Annotated in this window: 16 protein-coding genes; 12 read left to right on the top strand and 4 right to left on the bottom strand. The window is 69.6% G+C overall.

Annotated elements, in window-relative coordinates:
• The 7 genes from D7X32_RS45665 to D7X32_RS32420 all read left to right on the top strand — a co-directional run.
• Positions 1–718, top strand: a 718-nt coding sequence (locus D7X32_RS45665) for a hypothetical protein (protein ID WP_158625803.1), incomplete at its 5' end; no start/stop codon positions are given.
• A gap of 26 nt (positions 719–744) precedes the next feature.
• On the top strand, positions 745–1,107 hold the full coding sequence (locus D7X32_RS32390) for a YciI family protein (RefSeq protein ID WP_120606434.1): 363 nt from the start codon (positions 745–747) through the stop codon (positions 1,105–1,107).
• Positions 1,108–1,457: 350 nt separating this feature from the next.
• Positions 1,458–2,756: an AHH domain-containing protein gene (locus tag D7X32_RS32400; protein ID WP_120606435.1), complete on the top strand. Its 1,299-nt coding sequence runs from the start codon at positions 1,458–1,460 to the stop codon at positions 2,754–2,756.
• 1 nt (position 2,757) lies between these two features.
• Positions 2,758–3,354, top strand: a complete 597-nt coding sequence (locus D7X32_RS32405) for an imm11 family protein (protein ID WP_171447227.1) — start codon at positions 2,758–2,760, stop codon at positions 3,352–3,354.
• 120 nt (positions 3,355–3,474) lie between these two features.
• The gene (locus tag D7X32_RS32410) at positions 3,475–5,991 is read left to right on the top strand and encodes an AAA family ATPase (RefSeq protein ID WP_158625804.1); all 2,517 of its coding nucleotides are present in this window, start codon (positions 3,475–3,477) and stop codon (positions 5,989–5,991) included.
• Positions 5,992–6,086: 95 nt separating this feature from the next.
• On the top strand, positions 6,087–8,747 hold the full coding sequence (locus tag D7X32_RS32415) for an ATP-binding protein (protein WP_120606437.1): 2,661 nt from the start codon (positions 6,087–6,089) through the stop codon (positions 8,745–8,747).
• The gene (locus D7X32_RS32420) at positions 8,744–11,530 is read left to right on the top strand and encodes an amidohydrolase family protein (protein WP_120606438.1); all 2,787 of its coding nucleotides are present in this window, start codon (positions 8,744–8,746) and stop codon (positions 11,528–11,530) included. Before D7X32_RS32415 ends, D7X32_RS32420 begins: the two co-directional genes overlap by 4 nt.
• Before the next feature lie 3 nt (positions 11,531–11,533).
• On the opposite strand, the gene D7X32_RS32425 is transcribed toward D7X32_RS32420, so the two are convergent.
• Positions 11,534–12,676 carry a hypothetical protein gene (locus D7X32_RS32425; RefSeq protein WP_147450350.1) on the bottom strand — a complete coding sequence of 381 codons (1,143 nt, stop codon included), beginning with the start codon at positions 12,674–12,676 and terminating at the stop codon, positions 11,534–11,536.
• A 153-nt stretch (positions 12,677–12,829) separates the two neighbouring features.
• On the opposite strand from D7X32_RS32425, the gene D7X32_RS32430 reads away from it, so the two are divergent.
• A complete protein-coding gene (locus D7X32_RS32430) occupies positions 12,830–14,863 on the top strand; it encodes a membrane dipeptidase (RefSeq protein WP_120606440.1) in 2,034 nt (677 codons plus the stop codon).
• Positions 14,864–14,914: 51 nt separating this feature from the next.
• Here the strand turns inward: D7X32_RS32430 and D7X32_RS32435 are convergent, their stop codons facing one another.
• Positions 14,915–15,700: an SDR family NAD(P)-dependent oxidoreductase gene (locus D7X32_RS32435; RefSeq protein WP_120606441.1), complete on the bottom strand. Its 786-nt coding sequence runs from the start codon at positions 15,698–15,700 to the stop codon at positions 14,915–14,917.
• A 124-nt stretch (positions 15,701–15,824) separates the two neighbouring features.
• On the opposite strand from D7X32_RS32435, the gene D7X32_RS32440 reads away from it, so the two are divergent.
• The 3 genes from D7X32_RS32440 (at position 15,825) to udk (ending at position 18,667) form a co-directional block, all read left to right on the top strand.
• Complete coding sequence (locus D7X32_RS32440) at positions 15,825–16,304, top strand: winged helix-turn-helix transcriptional regulator (protein ID WP_120606442.1); 480 nt, start codon at positions 15,825–15,827, stop codon at positions 16,302–16,304.
• Between the two features lie 9 nt (positions 16,305–16,313).
• Positions 16,314–17,960, top strand: coding sequence for an MbnB/TglH/ChrH family RiPP precursor modification enzyme (locus D7X32_RS32445; protein ID WP_120606443.1), 1,647 nt, complete (start codon positions 16,314–16,316; stop codon positions 17,958–17,960).
• Positions 17,961–18,028: 68 nt separating this feature from the next.
• Complete coding sequence (gene udk / locus D7X32_RS32450; protein ID WP_120606444.1) at positions 18,029–18,667, top strand: uridine kinase; 639 nt, start codon at positions 18,029–18,031, stop codon at positions 18,665–18,667.
• A 6-nt stretch (positions 18,668–18,673) separates the two neighbouring features.
• Here the strand turns inward: udk and D7X32_RS32455 are convergent, their stop codons facing one another.
• The gene (locus D7X32_RS32455) at positions 18,674–19,726 is read right to left on the bottom strand and encodes an alpha/beta fold hydrolase (protein WP_216617942.1); all 1,053 of its coding nucleotides are present in this window, start codon (positions 19,724–19,726) and stop codon (positions 18,674–18,676) included.
• 35 nt (positions 19,727–19,761) lie between these two features.
• On the opposite strand from D7X32_RS32455, the gene D7X32_RS32460 reads away from it, so the two are divergent.
• Positions 19,762–20,691 (top strand): hypothetical protein, encoded by a 930-nt coding sequence (locus tag D7X32_RS32460; RefSeq protein WP_171447221.1) that lies wholly within the window; start codon positions 19,762–19,764, stop codon positions 20,689–20,691.
• Positions 20,692–20,710: 19 nt separating this feature from the next.
• On the opposite strand, the gene D7X32_RS32465 is transcribed toward D7X32_RS32460, so the two are convergent.
• Positions 20,711–22,436, bottom strand: a 1,726-nt coding sequence (locus D7X32_RS32465; protein ID WP_244239304.1) for an outer membrane protein assembly factor BamB family protein, incomplete at its 5' end; no start/stop codon positions are given.

Genomic DNA, 22,436 nt, shown 5'->3' on the forward strand with positions numbered 1-22,436 from the left:
CGCCGCGGAGGTGGACTACCGGGATCCGCGCCAGCTTCCGCCGCTCTACGACTTCGTCCACATCAACGGCGTGGCGCGCGCGCCCGAAGGGCTGCTGCTGTCCTTTGGCTTCGTGGCGTCGGGAGCGACGCGCAGGTTCCAGAGCCTGCTGGGCTTGCCTGGAAGGATCCTCAAGGGCGTGGGCCTGGACACGCCGCTGGCGCGGCCCTCGCGCATGTTCGCGATGCGCTTCCTGGGGGCCCGCTATTCGTCCTCCACGTGGCTGGGGGTGCTGCTACCGGAGAACGGGCCCGCGCGCATCGTGGCGCGCCAGGACGGCGTGAAGATCCCCAACCACAACCTGAACTGGGACGAGGATGCGCTCGTCTTCAACGACACGCACTCCTCCCAGCTCGTGCGCCAGGCGGTGGATGGGAGCGGGCGGCGCCAGGTCCGGGTGCCCGGCAAGCCGGCCTTCGCGCGCGGACTGGCGCCGCTGGGAGGTCAGCGCTTCATCGTGGGCAGCCAATGTCCCGCGGCGCTCCACGAGGTGGACCTCCACGCAGGGCGAAGCGAATTGCTCTGCGAGCTGAGTGACAACCTCCACGAATGCGTCTACGCCATCCATGCGGTGCCGGACACGTTCGGAGAGCCTCCCGAGCAGCTCTGGTCCTCCGCCGCGCCACCGCTGGCCGTCGCGGTGGATGCGGGTCCCCGGGCCGTTGCGATGGGGAACTGACTCACGGCGCCCGGAAGGAGCTTGGAATGTCATACATGCTGGTGGTGAAGCAGGTGGGGAACAGCAAGGCGTTCACGGAGGAGGAGAAGCGCGTGTCGGCGGACCGGATGGAGCGGATGCTGCGCTTCGGGGCGGGGCTCCAGGCACGAGGCATCTTCCTGGCGGGGGACTCGCTGCGTTCGGACGCGGAGGGCATCCGGGTGGAGCGGCGCGACGGGAAGCTCAGCTTCAGCGACGGGCCGTTCACCGAGTCCAAGGAGATCATCGGCGGCTTCTTCCTCGTGGACGTGAAGACGCGGGAGGAGGCGCTGGAGCTGGCCACGCAGTGCCCCGCCGCGGAGTGGTCCACCGTCGAGGTCCGCCAGTGCGGCCCCTGTTACGATGAGTAGGCTGCGGACCTTCGTCGAGCGGGGGAGCGGCGATCGACACCTCGCCGCGGCTCATTGCACATTGCCGCGCCACCCTGCGTGATGGGGATTGGCGGGTCGCGGACATGCGCATCTTGGCCCTCTCGCGACAGTTCCAAGCAGCCTCGCGCCGGAGGAATACACGCGCCGGATCGCGGACAACGGATTCTCGGTAGTCGAGCGGATCTTCGACAATCCGGACTGCGCCAGTCATTGCGTGTGGCTGGCGCAGCGGACGCACTGAGGCGTTTGCCGGCGCGAACATCGTCCCACCTGCCTCCAGGGTGTGCTGAGCTGCCTGATTCGCTGGTGGCCCGGCTTTGGAGGTGCCTGTGCGTTGGGTCGGAGTCATCGCGTTGTTGCTGTTCGCGGAAGGGTGTACGACCACTCGCGTCGTCCATATCGACGTGGGGAACGGCAGGCAGGTGGTCCACGAATCGGTCGATGTCGAGCCCGTTGAGGTGAACGAGTCGGAGTTCAAGTCAGCCCTCACGCAGCTCATCCTCGACCTCCGCATGGATGTCGCCTTCCGTGAGATCGATGCGGCGGAACAACGTGGATGGGCTCGGTCCATGACGCTGCTTGCCTCCTCGAAGGGCATCGCGGATCCGGAAGCGGAGGGCACCCCGGAGTCGCTGTACGCGCGCATCTGCCCCGACCCCAATGACTGCCTGACCCTGGTGGGCGGTACCGGGCTGACATTCTCGCGCAAGGACCGGACGCTCATGGCGTTGTCCTTCGCGCTCGATACCGTGTGGGGGGCTGTGGAGGGAGAACTCGGCAAGATGCTCAACCCGGCCGCGCTCAAGGCCATGGTGACCTCTGCGGCGCTGAGCGTTCTTCTCACGATGACCTTGCCCGAGCCCGTCACCAAGGTCATCGCGGTGGCGTTGACTGCCGCGATGGTTGCGTACCTCGGTGTGGTACCGGTCTGGGAGATGGGGCGCGGCTTCGTGAGGCTGTGGGGCGATGCCGAGAGGGCCATGAGCGTCATCGAGCTACAGGATATCGGTCACCGCTTCGGGAAGGTGCTCGGCACGAACGGCACGCGTGTCCTGGTGCTGCTGGTCACGGCAGCGCTTGGTGGAAGGAGCGCGATGGCGGCCCAGGGCCCCAAGCTCCCGGGCTTCTCCCAGGCCGCGCTTCGAGGACAGGCAGAGGCGGGATTCCAACTTACGGCAGCTCTGAATGGCGGCGTGTCGTCAATCGCGATGCCCGCCGCTGGAGTGCTGAACGTGGCGCTGGCTCCGGGGGCTACCGCTGCCGTGGCGATGTCCTCGAACGGCACTCCGGGCGATGCGGAGGGGCCAGTCCATCACATCTGCACCAACAAGAATGCCATCTCCGCCTTGAACGGGGGGCCTTGGACGCCTCAGTGCGAGAGGATTTTCAAGAAGGCCGGGATGACGCTCGAAGACGCTGCCAACAAGGTTCGGCTCAAAGGGCACGAGGGACCTCACCCTGAGCTCTATCACCGCGCGGTGATTCGGCGCCTTGACCGTTCTGTTGTGCGATGCCGGACGACGGAGACCTGCCGGGCCAGTTTGATGGAGGAACTTGCGAAGATAGCCAACGAGCTGTTGACGCCAGGCTCTCCGCTGCGGAGTTTCATTGTGAAGGTGGAGGGATAAGGTGGAGCGTCATTTTTACTCGGTGGATCTTGCTGATGTTCCGCACTGGCTCCTTGAGACGCCGACACGGGATTCGGGTGAGGCGTTTGATGAACCCTGGCTGTTCACGGACGGTCGCGTCCTTCCAGCCCCTGGACCCATCAGCGCCCAGATTTCGCATCCTGGTGAGAAGCGCACGTTCGTGTTCGCGGGGGTAGAGGAAACGCCCATCGGCAGCGAAGCAGTCGCGAACGTCTTCCGGACGCTCGCGCTCAACGACGTGCAGCTCTTTCCCGTGTCGATAGCTGGGGAGCCCGAACAGTACTTCGTCGTCAATGCAACCAAGGTGGTGGATTGCATCGACGAAGAACGATGTCTGGAAGTCCAGCACTTCCCCCAGGGCTCCTTCCCCGAATACGCAGGCGAGTACCGCTGGATCTATGGACTCCGAATCGACCCATCGAAGACCGAGGGCGCGCATGTCTTTCGGCTGAAGAAGTTCAAGACCGCGTTCATCGTGTCGGAGGACATCAAGAACGCACTCGAACGGGTTGGGAACCTGGGGCTGTCGTTCGAGCGCGTGACCGGGGCACCCGAGCCTCAAGGATTGCCGATGTAGACCGCTTCATCCATGCGCCTCACCCATAGGAGGGATGGCCTGGATTCGCCCGGTGGGGTGTGATGCTCGCACTCAAAGCATGCCTGCCGCATGCCCATCTCTCGGAATGAGGCGAGCGTCATGAAGGTCCTGATTGGAGATACCGTCGTCCTCAAGCAGCAGACGGGCAACCCCATCGGGATCGTGACCCGGCGCAACGGCAACACGCTCACGGTCCGGCTGCCACTGCAGGACAACACGCTGGAGCGCGTGTCCCGGTCCGACGTGGAGCCACTGGCACTGGGGATGGCGGATGCGCGCAGGCGCCAGGCGAAGTTCAGCAACTCACTGAGTCTGGCTGGCCAGTCGTCGCTCGCGGAACTGGTCAAGGCGTTTGGCTACGCGTCGGACGTCAAGATGCAGCGCTCATCGCTGGGCAACGTCGTGCGCCAGTTGGAGCGGGCAGGCCTGGAGGTCAAACCCACGACGGGCAACTGGGACCGGTACGCACCGTTTGTCCTGGGGCTGAGGGATGCCCTGATTGATCCCTCGGACATCGAAGAGGACGAGGCAGATGACGCGGCCGAGCCGGAACCAGGGCTGCCCTCATCCTTCGCGCTTCCCCAACCGTTCTGGCCCAGCGCGCTGGGCCTGTCGCAGGATCGGGAAGTCGCGTTCCTTCGCGCCCTGACTGCTCCCGAGCCCATCCTCGCGCTCCTCTACCTGCCCGACAGTCGCAGCGCTAAGGACTGGCTCCAGGCCACCTGGGAAGCAGTGATGGGATGGGCGTATCGCGCAGCCCAGCGCTTCATCCGCACTGGCAGCGGTGAGCCCCAGGCGCCTGACGTGGTCCGGGGTCCTCCAACGCTGTTGCACGGCTATCTCAGGCCGTCCGTGCTGGCGTCGGATGGACCCCGGCTTCAAGACAAATCGCGCACGCTCAACCTCGTCGCGCTCCGGCGCGATGCGGACGCCCCTGTGGATCTCCAACGCCTGCTTTCCGCCTGGCCGGGCCCTGTCTTCGAGTTTGACGCGACGGCGATCGCCAGTGACGGCACGCCCGTCTCGCGGCTCTTGTTGATGGTGGGAGGCAATCCTGAGAAGGCCACGGATGCTGTCGTGGCGGAGCTGTCTCCGCTGAAGCTGGTGCTGTGGAGCCGGGAGGCCTGTGCCCATGGCTCCGCGCAGGCGATGAACTCCTGGGGAGAAACGCTCAAGCGCGCTCCGCTTTCCCGGTTCAAGGGCAGCAACGAGAGCGCCACGGCCCTGTCACTGAAGGCTCGCCTGGCGCAGTGGGTGGGGCTGCGGAGTCCGGATGCGGAGCTTGAGTTCGAACACAGCCGGGTGGAGGTCGTGGACGAGGAGGGCGCCACACAGGAGGTGACCCGGACCGACCTGCATGTGGAAGGGCTGGGGAGCTTCGAAGTCGAGACGCTGGCGGGAAGCGGCCCGATGGAGTCTTTCTACCATCGGAAGATCTTCTCGCGACGCAAGGCAGGGGAAGCGTTCTCGCTCGTTGTTCCCAGCGAGGCCCTGCTCTGGGCGGGGCCTTTCCTGGCGGACATCGCCCATCACCTGGGTGATGAAGGAGCGGTCCTCGTGCCTGTGGCAGGGACCACCTTCGCGAAGCTCGAACCACGGCCGCTCACGGAGAGCGCCTCGGAGGTGAAGGACCCGGAGGAGGCCCGGCGTGAGTCCACCATCGAGAAGGTCGAGCGCGATGTGGATCGCCTGCCGGGCCTGGATGACGTAGCGGGCTACACCGCCGTCAAGCAGCGGATCCAGCGCGACATCATCTGGCCGGAGCGCCGGGGCGCATTGCTGCGCAATGTCTCGCGGGCTTCGGGAATCCTCTTCTTCGGGCCTCCTGGATGCGGCAAGTCGCTGCTTGCCCGCGCCATCGCGGGTGAGCTCGAGCAGGAGGTGCGATTGCTCTCTCCGTCGGACCTGCGGGGACCCTACGTTGGCTGGGGAAGCCTGATGATCCGCGAACAGTTCGATTGGGTCGTGGAGCAGGAGAAGCGGATGCTCGTGCTCGACGAACTGGACGCGGTGGCGCGCTCCCGGCGTAACGGCCAGATGCACAGCGACGAGAAGGCGGATGTGAATGAACTCCTCGTCCAGTTGGATCGTGCCGGCCGACTGCGCAGGATCATCGTGGGCACGACCAACTTCCTGGGTGCGCTTGATGAGGCAGTCATTCGCAGTGGCCGCTTCGGACGCTACGTCCCTGTGCCACCTCCGGACCTCGAGGAGTCCGTCGAGATTGTCTCCTACTATCTGACGCGCTTGGGGCGCGGTGGACAGCGGATCTCCGCTCCCAGCGATACCGAGCTGAACGACATCCTGGCTCCGCTGTTCCTGGAGAACCGGGTGAACCAGCGCTTCTTCTCGGGCTCGGACCTGGAGGCCGCTGTCACGGAGTCCTACCTTCGGTGCGCGCAACAGGCGGCTTCTCTGGAGGCACTGGCGTCGGAGTCGAATGAAGCCGTCGTGCACCTGACCCGGGACGCGCTGGCATCGGCGCTGGAGGGAGGCCCGCGGTCTGTTTCGGCCCACTCCATCCGCCGCTTCCTCAGGGAGACCCAGCGCCATTGTGGCGCCGGTCTCGCGGACATCCTTGCGCAACGCTTCGAGGCGAACGAACGGGCTTCTTGAGGCGGTGACGCGCCCGGTCTGCTTCCACCGGGTGACATCCCGCCTCACTCCAGGGTGATTCGCACGGCGGTGGGCCCTGACCATCCTCCGGGGTCATGGCCACGACACCGAACGATGCCCCGGAGGCGGGCTCGCAGTACCTGCCGACGCCCCTTCCGGAGGCCCGGGCCTTCGCGTGGGCGGACCTGCTGACCCCCACCCAGCGGGGCCTCCGGGAGCTCTTCTCCTGGCTGGAGGCCGCCTGCGAGGGCCCCTCGGACGGGGTGGGCGCCGGCACCGAACACCTCTCCACCAGCCTGCTCGTCTCCGGCGCCCGGGGCTCCGGGAAGACCACGCTCCTGCTCAGCGCAGTGCAGGCGCTGCGGGACTGGAAGCGCTTCGTCGGCGCGCCGGGGGGCCCCGAGGTGGCCGCGCTGTCTCGGACGCTCGAACGGATTGAACGGCGCATCCTCTGGCTGGAGCCGCTCGACCTGGAACCCGTCCCGTCCCAGGCCAACCTGCTGGCCACGCTGCTGGTCCGCGTGCGGGCCGCGCTGGACCACCCCCGGCACGCGAAGGGCTCGCGCGGGGACTCCGCCCGGTGGGCCACTTCCATCCTGGAGGAGGGCGCCGAGGAGACGTGGGGGAAGCTGGATCACCTCATCCGCGACGCGTCGTTCATGTGGGAGGACATCCCGACCACCACCGACGCCCGCGTGCGCGCGGAGCAGCAGATCCGCGCGTCGGAAATCTACGCCAACTTCCAGCCGCGCTTCGCCGATGCCATGGAGGACGTGGCTCGGACGCTGTCCATGCCGCGCTTCGGCGCGTCCGGCGGCGATCAGGTGCTGCTCGTGCTGCCCATCGACAACGTCGACCGCAGCATCGACCACCTCTACAACATCGTGAAGCTCACCCGCATGGTGGCCAGCCGCCACCTCTGGTTCGTCCTGGCCGCCGGCCATCAGGAGTTCCAGCGCTTCATGGAGCGCTCCTTCCAGAAGGAGCTCATCGTCTCCGGACAGGCCGGCATCGGTTCGCGCGGGCAGGAGGAATCGCTCGCCATTGCCCGGCGGCAGGCCGCCACCACGCTGCGCCGTGCGCTGCCTCCCAGCTACCGCATCGCGCTGGATCCGGTGGAACCCCATGAAGCCTGGCGCTTCCCCGTGGACGGCCAGGGGGAGTCCCTGTCCCTGGGGGGACTCCTGCGGCGCATGAAATTGCCTCGCGGAAGGCGGACGGAATCGCAGGTGCTGGACTCCTTCGCGGACCTCTTCGACCTGGCGGACCGGCTCACGCCCGCCGTGGCGCGCTGCTACCGGGAAGGCCTCCGCACCGACGGCGCGGAGGCCCAGGAGCCCAACGCCCACGTGAGCGAGCTGCTCCTCTCCCAGGCGGGAAAGCTCGCCCTCACACTGCCAGCCCGGACCCTTCAGGACCTCTGGCACGCGGTCCGGCGCGAGGTCCTGTCCTCCGGCGCGTCCGCCCCTGGCTCCGGATCCCCGGTCGCGGAACAGGGCGAGCCCGCGGTCCGGGTGGCCACGGAGATGCTCCGCAACGCCATTGACGAGAGCGACCTCCCGGCCTGGGCCAGCGAACAGCTGCACCACCACATCCTCCGGCATGATGATCAGGGACGCGTCTGCCTGGACCTGACAGGCAAGCCCGTCCGCCGCTCCAAGCGCACCAGCCTGCATGGCGTCCTGCAGGGGCCGCCCCGTGACCCGGGTGGAAACGGGACGGGCGCATACGCCCGGGTGCTGGGCACCGAGGTGCACCTGCGCCGCTTCCACGAGGTGGTGCTGGTGCTGGAGGACCTCGAAAGCTCCGGCCGGGAAGCGACCCTGCCCGCGAACGTCGCCGGCTGGTTCATGATCCTCCATGACGTGCTGATGCTGTTCGAACGGCCCCGCGTGCTGAGCGCGGATGTGACGCCTTTCGAGATGAGCCCGGAGATGATCGTGACCGTGCACGAGCTCTGGGCGGGCCACGCGCGCGGGGAGCCGTTCATCCAGGCCGGGTTCTGGTGGACGCCTCCCTCGTGGAACACCTTCATCGAGTTCGCCGTCCTCACCGCGCAGTGGCGCGCGTTCCTCGTGCGCATCTCCAAGGGGTTCCTCACCGCCACGGACGGCCACGACGCCGCCCTGCGCGCCCGCCTCATCCAGGCCGCCTGGGTGGAGAACATCTGCTCCGTGGCCGGGCTGGCGATGGGCAGGTGGGACTGGGGAGATGAACACAGCGGCGCTGCGTCCACCCTGCGGGCGTCGCGGCTGGACGCCACGCTGGATCCCTATGAGCAGCGCGTGCGCGATGGGGTGGCGGAGCTCGTCACGCGGATCCGCGAGCACAGCGCCGGGTATGACCGGCTGTGGACGGCGCAGGTCTGGCTGCGCAACACGCTGCCCCTCCAGGTGCTGCCGGAGTTCGCGCTCGCTTCCGATGCGTGGGACCTGCTGCACCAGCCGCCCGGATCCACGGGGGCGGGCGGCGGCTGGGACGCCCTGGTGAAGGACTGGCGCACGCAGGCACCGCGTCTCGCGGCCTTGCGGCAGCAGCGGGTGCGCGACGCGGTGAATGGCTCCAGCGCGGCGGAGTCGCTCCGCCTGGCGCTCGGCGCGGGTGGGGGGCGCGCGTCGGACACGTACTACCGTTGGCTCGACACCGTGGTGGAGGCCTGGTTCGCCGTGGTGGACCACGACGGTGATCCGCTGGCCCGGGTCGTGTTGGGCCTGACGCCACTCCTGGGGGTCTCGCCTCCCGAAGAGCGCACGTGACCTCTGACGGCCCCCGCCCACCGCCGGGCAACCTGGCGCCTCGCCGCGTTCCGGAGGCCTACGTGCGCGCGGAGGTGGCCAGCTTCCCGCTGACGAGCCTTGGCGCCTTCCGCTCGGCGGTGACGGAGCTGGTGCCTTCGCTCGACGGGGCGACAGGCGGGCCCACGCGGGAACTCTGGCGCGAGTGCGAGAAGACGCTGTCGGAGCACGCCAGCGGCTGGTCGTTGGATCGGATCATCGCCGTGCGTGACGCGTTCTGGTTTCCCTCGCGCGGGCACATCAGCCACCGGCGGGCTCCGCGCCAGGGCGTGTCGATGTTCCACTACCTGCGGCACCTGGCGGACACCCACCTGGAGCGGCGGCCGGGCGTCACCGTCATCTTCCAGGGCACGGGCGCGGAAGCGGTGGAGGCGTTGACGCACTACCGCTGGCTCACCTTCGCGATGCCGGAGGACCTGTTGCTCGCGGCCGTGCCGGTGGAGCCGCCTCCCACGCGGGTGGACATCGAACCGCCCCTGCTGGTGCGGCACCTGCTGGATCGCGGCGTGGCGGAGGTCCACCACCACGTCGGCGCGGGCATGGACTTTCCGCTCCTGTGGGCGTCGCTGCTGTCCGCCGTGGGCGACTCGGGGCTGGATCCGCGCTTGCTGGCGGGGCCGGGGCTGCCCTTCGATGACGCGGAGGTGATGCTGCGCTGGCTGATCGCGACCGCGGTGACCCGCTGCGTGCTCGCGGAGGTCCTCGTGCGCCGCGAGACGCCTCCGCTCCTGGAGTTCGTGCGCGGCCTTTCGGAGCTCCAGGCGTGGCTGCCGCAGCGGCGGCGCGTGCTCACACGGGCGCTGGAGGCGCTCTCCCGCGGACGCCGGGAGATCCTCCCCGCGCTGGACGAACTGCGCGGCCTCTACGAGGACCTGCATCCGTTGGCCGCCAGCAACGTGTCCGATCCCCCCGGCACGCTCGACGAGGTGTGGCGGCGGTGCGACCCCGTCGCGTTGCGGCTGCGGCTGAGCGCTCCCAATGGAGGGGAGCGCTGGCTGGTTCGCGCGGGCCTGAAGCACCTGGCGAGCCTGGAGCATGCGGGCCTCCACGACGTGCACTTCGAGCGCCTCTTCTGGCAGGTCCAGCGCGTGCGGTGCCTCTGCTACCGCGCCTACATTCAGCGCCCCCTGACCGCGGGGCTCCAGTGGTTCATCCGCTTCTACGGACGTCCGGGCTTGATGAAGCGCCCCCTGCGCGCCGTGCGCGCGGAGGTGTCCTACGCGGTGGCCGGGGGAGAGCAGCCCATCGCCGCGCTGGAGGTCCGCACGAGCCTCGCGAATGATCCCGTCCGGATCGCCGAGGAGCTGGCCTCCCTCACGCAGTCGTGGCGGGGCGTGCTGGGCCGCACGGGGGAGCACGCTGTCGGTGGACGCCCGCCGGAGTTCGGCGTGGTGATGCACCTGATCAAGGCGCGGGATCCAGCCCGGCACTGGATGCAGGGCCAGCCGCCCGCGCACGGCATGGGGACGTACGCGGAGCCGGTCCCCGAGGGACGGGTGCGGCTGGGCGGACGGTTCTCCGACTACTTCGCCGCGCAGTCGGTGCAGGTGGAGGCGCTGGTGGATCTGCTGCAGGCGGTGCCGCTGTCGCTCTGGCTGGTGCGAGGGCTGGACGTGGCGTCGGACGAGCTGAGCGTGCCCACATGGGTGCTGGTGCCGCTGTACCGCTACGTGCGGTGGGGCGCCGCGCGCGCCGCGACGAAGCGGGCGGCCCGGGGCGCTCCGCCGCTCCGGCTCACGTCCCACGTGGGCGAGGACTACCGGCACCTCATGGAGGGCCTGCGCCGCATCTACGAGAGCGTGCACTACCTGCTGGACCGCACGGGAGGCCGGCTGGGCCACGCCACCGCGCTGGGTGTGGAGCCCGGGATGTGGGCGGAGTCCGTGGGCGCGGTGATGATGCCGGCCGAGGACCGGCTCTGGGACCTGGTCTTCGAGTGGCGGTTGTACGGCGACTACCGGCTGCCGCCAGCGCTGGCCGCGGAGGCGCCACCCGGACGGACGCAGCGGGTGGAGAACCAGCTGCGCGAGCTGTCCGAAGCCGTCTTCGGCGGGTGCGTCGCGCCAAACGTGCTGGCTGAAGCGCACCACGTGCTGCACAACCTCTGGTGCCCGCCACTGGCGCGCGAGGAGGGCGGCGTGGGGCTGGATGCCTTCAGCCGGACCTTCCGCCGGCTGGACTGGAGCCGGGTGCTCAACGCCGAGCACGTCCGCGGTCTCCTCATCGCGTACCGGGAGGACGAACGCGTGTTCCAGCGGGGGCAGCAGCTGGTGGACATCCCGCTGGACGCGTCGGAGGTGGCGGCACTGCGCGCGGTGCAAGACGGGATGCGCCGGCACGTGGGCGCGCGCGGAACGGTCGTGGAGGTGAACCCGTCCAGCAACCTGCTCATCGGCAACCTGCTGGACCTGCGCAACCATCCCATCCTGCGGCTCAATCCGCCGCGCGCGGAAGAGGGTGCACCGCCGCCGGTGCCCATCGCCCTGGGCGCGGACGACCCCGTCACGTTCTCCACCTTCCTCCTGCGCGAATACTCCCTGCTGCACGAGGCCGCCCGCAGCGCGGGCTACTCCGAGCGGGTGGTGCACGAATGGCTGTCCACCATCCGCCAGACGAGCATGGACGCGCGCTTCACCGCCCCCTGGCGGCCCGACGCCCTGCACATGGCGGACGAGCTGCTGGACGCGCTGGCCCGCTTCACCCGGAGGGCCCTCCGCCGCCACGAGATCCACGCCCCCCCGTGAGCGTCACCGCGTCACCGGCGCGCGAGGCGGCGGCGTGCCCGAGGGGTTGGACGGTGGCAGCAGCTTTTCTGACTGGCCCAGGAGCCGGCCCAGCACCTTGTCCATGATGGAGCTCAGGAGCTTGTCCGCGGACCAGCCCGCGACGACGGCCAGCGCCATCAGCGTGAAGAACACGGCCTGGTGGTCGCTCACGACGATGTGGAAGAGGGTGGTGCTGGCGTCGACGGACGTCGTCCCGTCCCGCGTGTCCACCGACAGCAGCATGCGGGACTGCTCCAGGAAGAGGAGCATCAGCCCCGCGAACGCGCCGATGACGGGCTTCACCAACAGGTGGTAGGCGAAGAATCGGCCTGTCGCCCCCGTGGCGACGACGAAGCGCTCCTTCGACAGCATGTTGGAGACGATGGCCCCGGACGCCCCCGCGAAGCCCACCAGCAGCAGGCCCGTGGGCACCAGGTCCCGGGGCCACTCCTGGATCAGCGCTGGCGACAGCATCACGAAGGAGATGAGGAAGACCGCCAGCAGCAGCAGCGTGCTGAAGACCTGCAGCGTGACGTTGATGGAGAGCTGCCAGAACGTCTTGTCCACCTGCTGGTTGACCGTGTCGAGCGCCCCGCGAAGCACGCTGCGGCAGTAGCGGGACTGCTCCACATCGAGGGGCGGGGGGGCGGCGGCTCCGCTCCCGGGCTCATCCACCCGGGCCAGCCTGCGCACGCACCGGGGCAGGGGGCCGCTCGCCTTGTCCGCGCCGAGCCAGAGCAGGGCTCGCGCGTCCGTCACCCGGCGTTCGAACTGCTGTTGGATCTCCAGCGCCCGGGGCACCAGCGTGGACGCCGGCATCACCAGCAGCAGCAGCCCGTCCACCTCGTGGATGAGCTCCCAGAAGGAGAAGGACCAGCGCCCCGCGGGCTTGTCCAGGCACCACCGGGCGGCATCCAGCTTCTCCTGGCATTGCTCCAGGATGGCCTCATCCTCGGCGGTGAGGCCTTCGCGGATCCTGCACAGCGCGAGGAGCGAGGAGTTGCTCTCCACCCTGTTCCAGAGCAGCTGGGTGGCCGAGCCGAACCCCCGCCGCCGCCGCCGGAAGCCCACACGCTTCATCAGCTCCGGCAGCGGAGGATTGGGAAGCGTGTCGGTGGCCGCCATGAAGGACACATGGCCACGGCACGAGTTCGTGACAACCCACCGTATCGCGCAGCGCGTCAATTCCAGGCAACACCATGTTTAGACCGTGAGAATTGATTAGTTGGAACAGGTACTGATACTCCCAGTGCACTCCCACCGGGAAAGGTGCACTGCATGTCGCGTCGCTCCAGAATCGTCTCAAGATATTTGTTCTCGCCCCTGCTCGCGGCCACGTCGCTCGCGCTGGCCTGTGGGCCCGTCACGGACGAGCCGCCCGTGGCGCCGGAGGCTCCCGCGGAGGTGGCCCAGCCGCTCGCGGTGAGCGGCTTCGCGGAGATGCACCACCACATGTTCGCCGAGGAGGCGTTCGCCGGTGGGTGGTTCCACGGCAGCCACACCGGCACGCTCGCGAGCTGTGACGGCGGCATGCCGGAGAGCGACCACGCGCGCGTCCGCATGGACCTGCGCGACATGCTCAACCTCTGCCCCAACGCCGGCAGCGTGAACCTGAGCGGCATCCCCATCCTGTCGGACGTCTTCGGCGTGGGCGGCGCGGTGGCGTCGGAAGTCATTGGCCAGGTGGAAGGCACCGAGGGCGACACCGGCCTGCACCTGGGCCGCATGGAGACGCCCACCCAGTGGCCGCGCTGGGACACCATCGCGCATCAGCAGGCGTGGGAGGGCTGGCTGAACAAGGCCCGCCAGGGCGGCATGTCCCTGGTCATGGTGTCGCTCGTCAGCAACGAGTTCCTCTGCAAGGCGCTGCCGTACCAGAACCTCAAGCGGCCCTGTGACGAGATGATGGACGTGGACGTCCAGCTCCAGATGGCCCGCGACTTCGACGCGCGCACGGACTGGGCGGAGATCGCCTTGTCGCCCGCGCACGCCCGGCAGATCATCGCCTCCGGCAAGCTCGCGATGGTGCTCTCCATCGAGTCCAGCAAGCTCTTCGGCACGAAGGACTGGCGCGCGGAGTTGAACCGCGTCTATTCGCTGGGCGTGCGCTCGCTGCAGCCCGTGCACCAGCTGGACAACCGCTTTGGCGGCGCGGCCCCGCACAACGCCATCTTCCAGGTCGCCCAGTTCCTGGAGAACTGTCACATCGACACGGACTGCGGCCTCACCGGCAACGGCTTCACGCTGGGCTTCGACGTGGACGCCAACTGCCGCAACACCAAGGGCCTCACCGCGGACGGCAAGGCGCTGGTCCAGGAGATGATGAACAAGGGGATGCTCATCGACATGGCCCACATGTCCGAGAAGAGCGTGCAGGACGCGTATGCCCTGTCCCAGGGCCGCACCTACTACCCGCTGATGATCTCCCACGGCCACTTCCGCGAGGTGATGAACCCGGACCTCGCCGCCAACGAGAAGACGACGCCGTCGTGGGTGGTCCGCTACGTGCGCCAGACGGGCGGCATGTTCGGCCTGCGCACCGCGCACGACGAGACGCGCGACTACACCCGCACGCCCGTGGCCAACAACTGCCAGGGCTCCACGCGCTCGCTGGCGCAGGCGTACGAGTTCGGCCGCCAGGGCCTCAAGGTCAACATGGGCTTCGGAGCGGACCTCAACGGCTTCATCCAGCAGACGCGCCCGCGCTTCGGTGACTTCGGCGCGTGCTCCGCCGGCTTCCACGCGGAGGCGGACGCGCAGGAGGAGCAGCAGCGTGTCTCCGGCCCGCCGCCCCTGGGCACCGACTTCGACGTGTACGGCCTGGCCCACGTGGGCCTGCTGCCGGACGTGGTGAAGGACCTGAAGCAGCTGGGCGTCAACACCACGGGCCTGGAGGGCTCCGCGGAGAACTTCATCCGGATGTGGGAGCGCGCCAACGGCACCCGCACGGGCATGGCGGACGCGGCCAACGACATCGACACGGGCGGCGTCGCGGCCTACGTCCCCAAGGCCACCCGCGAGGCGGCGTTCCCGCAGATCTGCGGCAAGGCCTACGCCCCCAGCACCAAGCTGGTGTCGGAGACGTGCCGCTTCGATCAGGAGTGCAAGAGCGGCGCGTGCAACGCGCTGGACAACTGCGGTGACATCCCGGGCGTCTGCACCTGCTCCGTGGACTCGCACTGCGCCGCGAACCAGTTCTGCGGCTGGGGCACCAATGACGGCAAGTGTGTGAACAAGCGGGCCAAGGGTTCGCTGTGTTCCTCCGGCCGTGAGTGCCAGTCCGGCAAGTGCTCGTGGCTGATGTGCACCTGATTCACCCGTGATGAAACGGCCCTGCCTGGGGATGAGGCAGGGCCACCCCCCTCAGGCCGGACCCGGCGCGCGGAACAGGGGCGCCCCCAGCGCGGCGCCGTTCACGCCACCATCGACGTAGAGGTCCTGACCGTTCACGTACGACGCGTCATCCGAGGCGAGGAACACCACCGTCTTCGCGATCTCCTCGGGCTCACCCATGCGGCCCAGCGGAATGGTGGCGGAGATCTTCCGGTCCAACTGCGCATAGGCCTCCGGCGTGGGCGCCTGCGCGTTCCAGATGGTCGTGCGCGTCGCGCCCGGTGACACGACGTTGACCCGCACGCCCTTGGGCGCGAACTCCGCGGCCAGCACGCTCGCCATCGCCTTCAGCGCGCCCTTGCTCGCGGCATAGGCCGAGTACCCCGGCATGCCCAGCTCGCTGTGCACCGAGCTGGTGAGGATGACCGACGCGCCGGGTTTCAGATGCGCCGCCGCGGCCTGCACCGTGAAGAACACGCCGGTGATGTTGGTCTGGAGGACGGACGCGAACGTCTCATGCGTCGTCTTGCCCACGAACGTCTGCGCCGCGATGCCCGCGTTCGCGAACACCACGTCCAGCCCGCCGAACCGCTCCACCGTCGCCGCCACCGCGCGCTCCAGCGCCGCCGGATCCGTCGCGTCCGCCTGGACCGCCAGCACGTTCCCGCCCAGCTCCTTCACCGCCGCGTCCAGCGTCTCCGGGTTGCGCCCGGTGATGGCCACCCGAGCCCCCTCCGCCACGAACAACCGCGCCGTCGCCAGCCCGATGCCACTGTTACCGCCCGTGATCAGCGCCGTCTTTCCCTTGAGCCGCATCTGACTGCCTCCGGTTTGACTGGTTTCATGATGAAACCACCTGTCGGATGAATAAAAGCCCCGGTTTCGTTATGCAACCAGTTGTGGAACGGTCCGAGGGACGCGTCCCTGGAAGGAGGCGGTGATGAAGCGGACGAGCATGGAGGGGGCGGTGTGCCCGGTGGCCCGGTCGCTGGACGTCATCGGGGACTGGTGGTCGCTGCTCATCGTGCGCGATGCGCAGGCGGGCCTGCGGCGCTTCGGCGAGTTCCAGAAGAGCCTGGGCGTGGCGAAGAACATCCTGGCCCAGCGCCTGCGGCACCTGGTGGACCACGGCATCCTCGAGACCCGACCGGCCTCCGACGGCAGCGCCTGGCAGGAGTACGTGCTGACGCCGAAGGGTCAGAGCCTCTTCCCCATCATGGTCGCCTTGAGCCAGTGGGGCGTGGAGCACTGCTTCGAACCCGGGGAGCGGCGCACGCGGATGCTCGACAGGGAGCAGGGCCTGCCCTTGAAGCCGCTGGAGATCCGTGCGGCGGATGGACGGCCGATCACCCCCCAGGACGTCCGGCTGGAACGGCCGCCGCCTGAAGGTGGGCCCCACACGAGGGGCCGGGCTGGTTAGGGTGTGCCCATGACGCGCCCTGCATCGGATTCGTGGTCACTGCCCTGGATGGGGCTGGGGCTGAGCAGCAACCTGAGCGCCTCGGACGTGCCGCACCCGTACCGGTTGCTCGATGCCGCGCCCGGCCTCTTCGACTTCGTGGAGTACAGCGCGCCCATCGCGTTGGAGGAGGCGAGGGCGCAGGCCTCGCTCTTTCCGGAGATGTGGCGCCGGCGCTCGGAGGTGCCGGTCCTCTTCCATCCCGTGCACCTGAACCTGTGGGGCCCGGAGCTGGAGCCCGCGTCCGCGATCGCGGAGCTGGATGCGCACGCGCGCGCGGTGGGCAGCCCGTGGGTGGGCAACGACGTGGGCTGGTGGCACGCGGGCGGCCAGCCCTTCCCTGGCTACCTTTACGTCACGCCGCCGTTCAGCGAAGCGGGCGTGCGGGACAGCGCGGCGCACGCGCTCCACATCCAGGCGGGGCTGAGCGTCCCGCTGGTGATTGAGAACCCCGCTGTCCTCGCCACGCGCGGCGGCCTGCACGCGCTGGACTTCATGGCGAAGCTGCACGCGCGCACGGGCCTGCCGCTGCTGCTGGACCTGGGCCACCTCTTCAGCCACCAGCTCTCCGCGGGGCTGTCCCTGCGCACGGGGCTGGACGGCTTCCCGTTGGATCAGGTGGTGGAGATCCACATCGCGGGCGGCGTGGTGACGCGCAGGGGAGGGCGGACCTTCTACGTGGATGACCACACGCAGCCCGTGCGCGAGGAATTGTTCGAACTGCTGGCGGAGGTGCTCCCGCGCTGCCCCCGTCTGCGCGCGGTCACCTTCGAGGGCGACGGCCATCCGCCGGAGGTGGCGCTCGCGTCGCTGCGGCGGCTGCGTGCGCTCGTCCCGAAGGAGTCACGTCCGCCCCTCACGCTCCCCGCGTCGCGCGAGCCCGTGCCCGCGCTCACCGGGGAGAGCCGTCCGTGGGCGCTGTTCGACGCGGGCCACGGCGTCACGCCGGCCACGGAGGACGAGGACCCCGAGGGCACGCGAGCGGACCGGGACTTCCGGCTGGCGGTGGTGGCCGAGCAGCTGGACAAGGACTGGCCCCTGACGCGCCTGCTGCTCGCGGCGACGCCGGAGGGGCTGGAGTCCTTCACCCGCTCGCGCGAGTACCGAGGCCTCTTCGACGGGCTGGGCAGGTCCCTGTCCCACGCGTTCGCGTCCTGGGCGCGCAAGCGCGTGATGGCCGCGCCGTCGGACGGGGTGGCCGCCGCGCTGTCGCTGGAGATGATGCTGCCGCACGCCTTCCTCCAGGAGCCTCCGGCCCCCGCCCCGGGCCAGGTGGCGCTGGCCGAGGACGTCCGTCTGGGCTCCTTCCCCGCGGACCTGACGGAGCTCGTCTTCGCCGTACGGGCGTTGCGGCGCCATCTCACCGGCCGTGCGTGGGCCTGCGGGGCGTTGGAGGTGTCCGGCCTGGAGGCCCTGGCGCAGGTGGCGGCCCGGCCGGGTCCGGGCCCGTGGCGCTTCGCCATCCGCCGGAAGGGGACGGGCTTCGAGGTCCTGACGCTGCCGCCGGAGGTGGCCGAGGGGCTCCGGGGGCTGGCCGAGGGCCCTCGTCCGGTGGAGGCCCTGCCCGCGTGGCTGCTCGCGGAAGGGCAGGGGCGCGGGCTCTTGCGGCGGGCATAAGCGACGCCAGATGTCGGTGGGTCAACGGATCCTTGCGCCCACCTGTCTGGTGGGGTACTGCCCGCCGCATGTCGTCACCCCTCGTCGTTGGCATCGCGGGCGGCACCGCGTCAGGCAAGACCACGGTGGCCCGCAAGGTGCGTGAGGCCCTCGCCGACTGCCGGGTCGCCTTCATTGATCAGGATTCGTACTACCGGGACCTGAAGGACATGTCCCTGGTGGACCGGCGGGAGGTGAACTTCGACCATCCCGACGCGTTCGACACGGAGCTCCTGGTCAGCCACCTGCGCGCGCTCAAGCAGGGCCACGCCATCCAGAAGCCCGTCTACGACTTCGTCACGTCCGGACGCCAGCAGCACACGCACCGCGTGGACCCCGGGGACATCATCCTCATCGAGGGCATCCTCGTGCTGCACATGAAGGAAGTGCGCGACGAGATGGACGTGAAGATCTACGTCGACGCGGACGATGACCTGCGCATCCTTCGCCGCCTCACCCGCGACATCAAGGACCGCGGCCGCGACTTCGACCACGTGGTGGGCCAGTACCTGCGCCACGTGCGCCCCATGCACATGGGCTTCGTGGAGCCGTCCAAGCACCACGCGGACATCATCATCCCGCACGGCGGCAACAACGACATCGCCATCGGGATGCTCGTGGGCGCGCTCCGGGCGCGGCTCGCCAGCCAGCACCAGTCGCAGCGCTAGCGCCAGCTATCCACGCAGCCAGCGCAGGAAGTCCTGCACCGGCCCCTTGAGCCGGTGCGCGTCCGACAGCAGGGTGCCGTGATCCCCCGGCCCCTGCAGCTCCACGAACCGCGCCTGCACGCCCGCCGCCGTCAGCTGGTGGTACGTGTCCCGCACGCGTCCCGCGGGCGCCAGCGCGTCCGTCGCGCCCGCGAGCAGCAGCACCCGCGCGCGGATGCGCGAGAACGTCTCCGTCAAATCGCAGCCCGCGTACGCCGAGCAGAGCATCGACCACGCGACGGGATCGAACGTGTCCGCGAACGACGCGGCCTCCGCCTCCAGCGCCGCCTGCGCCGCCGCGCTGTCCGGATAGGCCGTGCCCAGGTGGTCGCGTCCGTAGAGCAGCTTGAGGTAGTCCATCCGCAGCCGCGCCAGCGTGCGGTTCGGCGCGCGCTCGCGCAGGGGCGGGGTGTCCTCGTTGTCGGGCGCCATGCGCAGCACCTGTGACGTGAGGCCCAGCTTCTCGCGCAGTCCCTCTGGCAGGGCCCGCGCCGCGCCCAGCACCACCACGCCGTCCGCCAGCTCCGGGAAGAGCGCCGCGAGCCGCAGCGCCACCAGGCCGCCCAGGCCCACGCCCACCAGCGCCCGCACATGCGTGAGCCCCTGGGCCCGCAGCAGCGCGGACACGCCGCGCGCCATGTCCAGCACGGTGAGCGGCGGCAGCGACGTGCCCCACGGTGCTCCGGTGTGTGGATCCGGCGTCACTGCCGAGGTGGATCCGAAGGGGCTGCCCAGCAGATTGGGCACGATGACCGGCGTCACCTCCGGGTCCAGCGCCTTGCCCGGGCCCATCAGCTCGCGCCCCCAGCCCGAAGGTTGGTATGCGCCGTTCACTTCCGTGCTCAAGGCCTGGTGGGAATGTGACAAATCGTGCAGCACCACCACCGCTTTGCCATCCGACGGTTTCCCGAAGGCCTGCCAGGCAATCTGGGGGCTTCCCAGCAGCTCTCCTTCCTCTAGCGGAAGGGGCACGGTGAACAGGTGGATTCCCTCGGCCTGGGGCACGATGATGCGGCTCATATCATTGCCTGCCCGAACGCACAGGAGCCTGTCGCTTGAAGCGCTACTTCGGAATCATCGTTGTCATCGCCCTGGTGATCGTCGCCGCGGTGGCGAGTCACCGCACCGCCTCCGCCCGGGCTCACGAGGCGGAGCGGGACGCGGACTTCCGCCGCATCCAGTCCGTCTACATGGAGCGCGTGGGCTGGATGCGCTCCAACCCGGATGAGGCTTCCTACAAGGACGAGCTGAAGTCCTTCTTCAAGGGGTACTTCGACGACGTCGACGCGCACATCAAGCAGTACAACGGCAACCCGAAGTTCGACAGCTACCTGGCGGAGCTGGAGCAGCGCGCGGAGTCGGGCGGAGAGAAGAAGGACAACCGCGCGACGGATCGCAAGGCCTTCTACGAGTACGCGCGCAAGCAGTTCGACGCCATGCACGAGGGCCGCTACCGCCCGATGTGGACCGCCACGGACAAGGGCATGCGCCTGGACGTGGTGTCCAACGACGTGGTGATGGTGATGGGCAAGCCGCAGATCCGCCTGCAGCTGGTGCTCTGGGGCGCGCAGCGCGTGGAGAAGGACGAGGGCAAGGTGAAGAAGATGGTCACCAGCGCCTCGTTCGACACGGTGTGGAAGCTCACCGACGCGAAGGGCAAGCTGCTGGGCGAGATGCGTGGCGCGGATCCGTCGATGAAGATCGACTACCCCGAGCGCCTCATCTCCGGGTTCCCTCCGCAGATGCTGCTGGGGCACTACGACCTGGACCTGCTGCCCGCGGACGTGTCGAAGCTGGAGATGACCATCAACGTCGCCTCGCACGCGGCGTCCGGTGGCAACGCCAACGCCACCTACGTGTGGAAGCTGGACGTGCCGTCGGAGTGGAAGCTGGGCGCCAACGAGACGTGGGAAGGCGCCACGCAGGAGGAGCGGCCGGAGGAGGACATCGACCCGGCCAAGGCCTCCGCCAAGAAGGGCGAGTAGCCCTTCGTTCGTTACTCCGTCACTTCACGACGGCGAAGTGCGAACCCAGCCGGTACGCGGACAGCGTGCCGGCGTCGTCCAGGAAGTACAGGTTGAGGCGCACGTCGGCCTGGAGCGCGACGAGCCCCACCCCCGCGCGAACCTCCGCGAGCACCTGCCCGCCGCGAGGATCCACCGCGCGCACCACCTCGCCCGCGATGAGCGTCACGTCGCGGGCGGTGCGCGCGGGCAGCGCGGTGATCAGCGGCTCACCCGCGGCCCCCACGTGCCAGTCCACCTGTCCGGACAGGGCCACGCGAGCGGCGGCCCCGGACGCGCTCGTCACCACCACCGCGCGAGGCAGCGGCGCCAGCGCATAGGGCCCGGGCCCCAGGTGCAGCGCGCGCTCCCAGACCTTGCGCCCCCGTGCGTCCAGGCACACCAGGAACCCGTCCTGGTCGCGCATCCCGGCCAGCAGCACCCGCTGGCCCACCGGCAGCGGCGTGGAGGGCAGGGTGAGGTCCGGCTCGAACGTCCACTGCGCCTCGCCCGTGTGCGCGTCCGCCAGCAGCAGCGCGTGATGCGAGCCGCGCCCCAGGAGCGCCAGGAAGCGCCGGCCCCACGCCACCGGAGGCCCATGGAAAGGCAGCGGCGAGCGCAGCCGGTAGCGCACCTGGCCGTCCTCCAGGTCCAGGCCATACAGGTAGCCCGAGTCCGTGGACAGGAGCGCCCGGTGCCCCTGCGTGGCCAACCATCCGCGCTGCGTGCGTGGCGGGGCCAGTCGCCACACCTCGCGGCCCGAGGCCTCCGCGAAGGCCACCGCCGTGCGGTCCTCCGACAGCGTCAGCAGCAGCCCGTCCTGGCTCAGGAGCAGCGGTCCCAGGGGGATGCCGTCATGGTCGTGCAGCCACCGCGCGCCCGCGCCCCGGCCGGTGAAGCCGTACACGCGCGCGTCATCCGCCGCCACCGCATGGCCATCCGCGGACGCCGCCACGCCCAGCGACGCGGCCCTCCGCCATAGCAGGGCGCCATCCTTGCGGGAGAACGCGCCCGCCAGCCCCGGCGCGCAGTACACCGGCCCGTGCCGGCCCAGCAGCAGCCGCGCCTCCTCCGGCTCCTCCAGCCCGCGCTGCTCCCACAGCTTCTCGAAGCGCAGCCGCCGCAGCTTTCCGGGCACCTTCAGGGGCCGGGACTCGCCGCGCGCCGGAGGACTCTTGCGCTCGCGCGCTTCGCCCTCGGCCTCGGGGGGCTTGTGGGCCCCCCGCAGGTGCGACAGCCCCTCGCGGCAACGCTCCGCCAGCTCCACGAGGTACGGGTTGGAGACCTGGACCCGGTGTGCCTCCGCGAACGCCAGGCCCAGCGCCTCCCCCAACTGGAAGAGGGCGGACAGCAGCGCCGAGGACTCCAGCTCGAACCAGGCGCCGGTGGGCCCCAGCTTCGCCCGCCGTCCCGGCAGGTCCAGCGTCAAGAGGGGGCGCACGCCCGCGGGCTCGAACTCGAAGCGGGCCTCGCCCAGCTCCACGGCCCGCGCCAGCTCCACCGCCTGGCGGGACAGCTCCAGCACCGTGAGGAACGGCGGCCCCTGCGCGCGCCACGCCTGTGGCCGTCCCGGCAGCGCCAGCCACACCTCGCCCGCGCCCAGCAGCGGCGCCAGCGCCCCGGAGGTGCCCTTCGACGGCGCCTCGCGTGAGGCGGGGGAGATGTCCTTCAGCTCGAAGCCGAACCCCGGTACGGACACGGGCTCGATGCGCAGCGGGGTCGGGGGG

Origin of the sequence: Corallococcus carmarthensis (assembly GCF_003611695.1) — a bacterium.
In the GTDB taxonomy this organism is placed as follows: domain Bacteria; phylum Myxococcota; class Myxococcia; order Myxococcales; family Myxococcaceae; genus Corallococcus; species Corallococcus carmarthensis.